General features: G+C 64.7%; 3 pseudogenes and 2 riboswitches. Of the pseudogenes, 1 reads left to right on the top strand and 2 read right to left on the bottom strand.

The window, feature by feature from the left end:
- Positions 1 to 867: pseudogene (locus tag YO9_RS0115105) on the bottom strand (AMP-binding protein); the annotation flags it as partial.
- A riboswitch (SAM riboswitch) is annotated at positions 861 to 955 on the bottom strand. Its footprint overlaps the pseudogene before it by 7 nt.
- Before the next feature lie 216 nt (positions 956 to 1,171).
- Positions 1,172 to 1,590 (bottom strand): annotated as a pseudogene (locus YO9_RS0115100) (CoA-binding protein).
- A gap of 90 nt (positions 1,591 to 1,680) precedes the next feature.
- Positions 1,681 to 1,795, top strand: a riboswitch (SAM riboswitch).
- A gap of 83 nt (positions 1,796 to 1,878) precedes the next feature.
- Between YO9_RS0115100 and YO9_RS0115095 the strand changes: the two are divergent.
- A pseudogene (locus YO9_RS0115095) lies at positions 1,879 to 3,298 on the top strand (LLM class flavin-dependent oxidoreductase).
- Positions 3,299 to 3,328 lie beyond the last annotated feature (30 nt).

Genomic DNA, 3,328 nt, shown 5'->3' with positions numbered 1-3,328 from the left:
CCGTGGTGCCGGAGGTGTAGATGATGAACAGGGCGTCTCCGCGTCGAAGGCCTCTGGCACGTGCACGTCCGAGACATCCGCGGTCAGCTCGTGCCACCACACGTCACGGCCACGTGTCCACGGCACGGTGTCCTCTTGCTTGGAACGCAGCCCGCGGGTGCCGCGCGGCAGGTCCATGCGGCCGGGTCGCGAGGTGCGGCGCACCACGATCACGTGCTCGATGTTGTTCTCGCCGCTGCACGCCTGGTCCGCGTTGGTTTTCACGGGAACGACGGCGCCGCGCCGGTTCTGCCCGTCCGTGGTCACCAGGACCTTGGCGCCGGTGTCTTCCACACGGAACTTGAGAGCCTCGGCGGAGAAGCCCCCGAACACGAGGGAGTGGATCGCGCCGATACGCGCGCACGCGAGCGTGATGATGACGGTTTCGGGAATCACGGGGAGGTAGATGACCACGCGGTCGCCCTTTTCCACACCGAGTTTCAGCAGGGCATTGGCAGCCTTGGACACCTCACGCTGCAGGTCCGCGTAGGTGTAGACCAGGCGATCCCCGGGTTCACCCTCGAAGTAGAGGGCCACGTGATTGCCGCGGCCGGCTTCCACGTGGCGGTCCACGCAGTTGTAGGAAACGTTGAGCTTGCCGCCCTCGAACCAGGCGATCTCCGGTACCGAGAGGATGTCGTTGCCAGCATCGTCCGTGCCGATCTTCTGCGGCTTGTCGAAGCGGTGGGTCGTGTGCCACGGCTCGGCCCAGTCCAGACGGGTCGCCTGCTTGGCCCAGAACTCCTCGCGCGCCTCATCCGAGATCAGCGCGGGATTGGGCGTGGGCGAGTAAGGGTCTGAGAAGGAAGTAATCTCGATCAACTCCATCGTCTCCTGGCATTAGCACCTTGCACCGCACGGGTACCGGTTGCTGCGACGTCAACGAGCCAGGTCTCTCGGCCGCTCCGGATGGGAACCGTTCCATTCAACGTCTCGGGAGGGGGCGGTCGCAAATTGAGTCAGCGCGCGGAGCATGAACATTTGTGGCAGAGGTTCGCACGTCAGAAGTGGTAGTGCACATTTTTGGCAAGGGATCGCACTAAACACCGTGCTCCGCGTGCGAACCTCTGCCCAGAATGTCGAAGGCCTGTGGGGGAGACCGTCCTTGCCCGCGTTGACAGAACCGGCGCGCCTACAGAACCCGCGGGGCCTCGATCAGCGGGCAGGTGTTCATGACCACCTTCAATCCGGCGGCTTTGGCCCGTTCGGCGGCGGCCCGATCGGTCACACCAAGCTGCATCCACACGGCCCCGGCCCCAATGTTGATCGCTTGATCCACCACTTCACCACGCGCTGGGAGTTCACGAAGCAGTCGACCACGTCCACGTGGCCCGGGATGTCCGCGAGCGAGCGGTAGCCGGTCTCGCCGTGCACGTCCTCACCGGCCAGATTGACAGGGATGATCTCCTGACCGAATTCATCACGAATCCGCCGGGACACCGCAAAGGCCGGTCGCGTGCGGTTGGTGGACAGCCCAACAACGGCCCACCGCCCCGGGGTGGTGAGTAGCTCGCGAATCAGGTCCGGATCGTTGACGTGGCGATCACTCATACGACCATCGTCTCACTGTGAATCAGCTCGGTCATCATGTTTCACGGGCCGCCGGAACCGGTGGGGAAACTGTACAGTGGTGCCCAGAACGATCATGAGTTCCGACGCACAGCCCTGGCTTGTCGGACGGCAACCCTCTCCCGTAGCGGGGTGCCCCAGGTGAGGATCGGGCCGCATGGCACACCGCATGCGGCAAGTACGGCGCCACACAAGCGCGCTGGACCCGCAGAGTAGGCCGCCGCAGGTGGTGCACGGGGCGCGGGTCGAGTTCGACCTCAAGGGGCACACATGAGCAAGAAGCGGATTTCCGTGAACGCCTTCGACATGACCTGCGTGGACCACCAGAGCTTCGGCCTGTGGCGTCACCCGCGGTCCAAGGCCACCGAGTACAACACCATTGAATATTGGACCAACCTGGCCAAGACCCTGGAGAAGGCAAGTTCGACGCCCTGTTCCTGGCGGACGTGGTGGGTATCTACGACATCTACAAGAACTCCGCCGCGCCCTCGGTGGCGGACGGTGCGCAGGTTCCGGTAAACGACCCGTTCATGCAGATCTCCGCCATGGCGGCCGTGACCGAGCACCTGGGCTTTGGCGTAACCAGCGCCGTGACCTACGAGCAGCCCTACACCCTGGCTCGCAAGTACGCGACGCTCGACCACCTGACCAAGGGCCGCGTGGGCTTCAACGTAGTGACTTCCTACCTGCCTCCGCCGCGGAGAATCAGGGTCTGCCGCGTCAGATCGAGCACGATACCCGCTACGAGATCGCCGAAGAGTTCCTCGACGTCTGCTACAAGCTGTGGGAAGGCTCCTGGGAGGACGGCGCCGTGGTTAAGGACCGCGAGGCCGGTCTCTACGCGGATCCCCAGAAAGTCCACCCGATCCAGCACTCGGGCAAGTACTTCACCGTTCCGGGTGCCGCCCTCACCGAGCCGTCCCCGCAGCGCACCCCGCTGATCTTCCAGGCCGGTGCGTCCTCACGCGGTCAGGCGTTCGCCGGTCGTCACGCGGAGGCCGTGTTCATTGGCGGCTTGCGCCCGGACCTCACCCGCTACGTCACGGACAAGATCCGTGAGCAGGCCGAGGAACAGGGTCGCCACCGCGACGACGTCAAGATCTACGCGATGCTCTCCGTGGTCGTGGACGAAACCGAGGAGAAAGCCCAGGAGAAGTACCGGGAGTACCTCTCCTACGTGAACCTCGAGGCGTCCCAGGCGATCATCGGCGGCTGGTCCGGCGTGGACCTGAGCCAGTTCGACGAGGATGAGGCCCTGAACTACATCAAGACCGACTCCATCCAGTCCTTCCTGACCCCGTTCACCCTTCAATCCAAGGACAAGAAGTGGACCCGCGAGGAGATCGCCAAGCACTGCGCCCTGGGCGGCATGGGTGACGTGATCGTGGGATCGCCGGAATCCGTAGCCGATCAGCTCGAGACCTGGGTCGACGAGGGCGGTCTGGACGGCATCAACCTGGCCTACCACGTGAGCCCCGGCTCCTTCGAGGACTTCGTGGAGTACGTGGTTCCCGAGCTGCAGAAGCGCGGCCGCTACCGCACCGACTACGAGGGCTCCACCCTGCGCGAGTCCCTCTACGGCGCCGGTCAGCCTCAGGTCATGGACACCCACCCCGCCGCGCAGTACCGCGGCGCGTTCGTCGGCAAGCCTTCCGTGGAAGACACTGCCGCTCGCGAGCTGGTGGGCTAACAGCCTCAAGAACGACGACGCCGCTGCCGC

The organism is Kocuria atrinae C3-8, from assembly GCF_000286355.1.
In the GTDB taxonomy this organism is placed as follows: Bacteria; Actinomycetota; Actinomycetes; order Actinomycetales; family Micrococcaceae; genus Kocuria; species Kocuria atrinae_A.
This window is presented reverse-complemented; position numbering and strand designations above follow the sequence as displayed.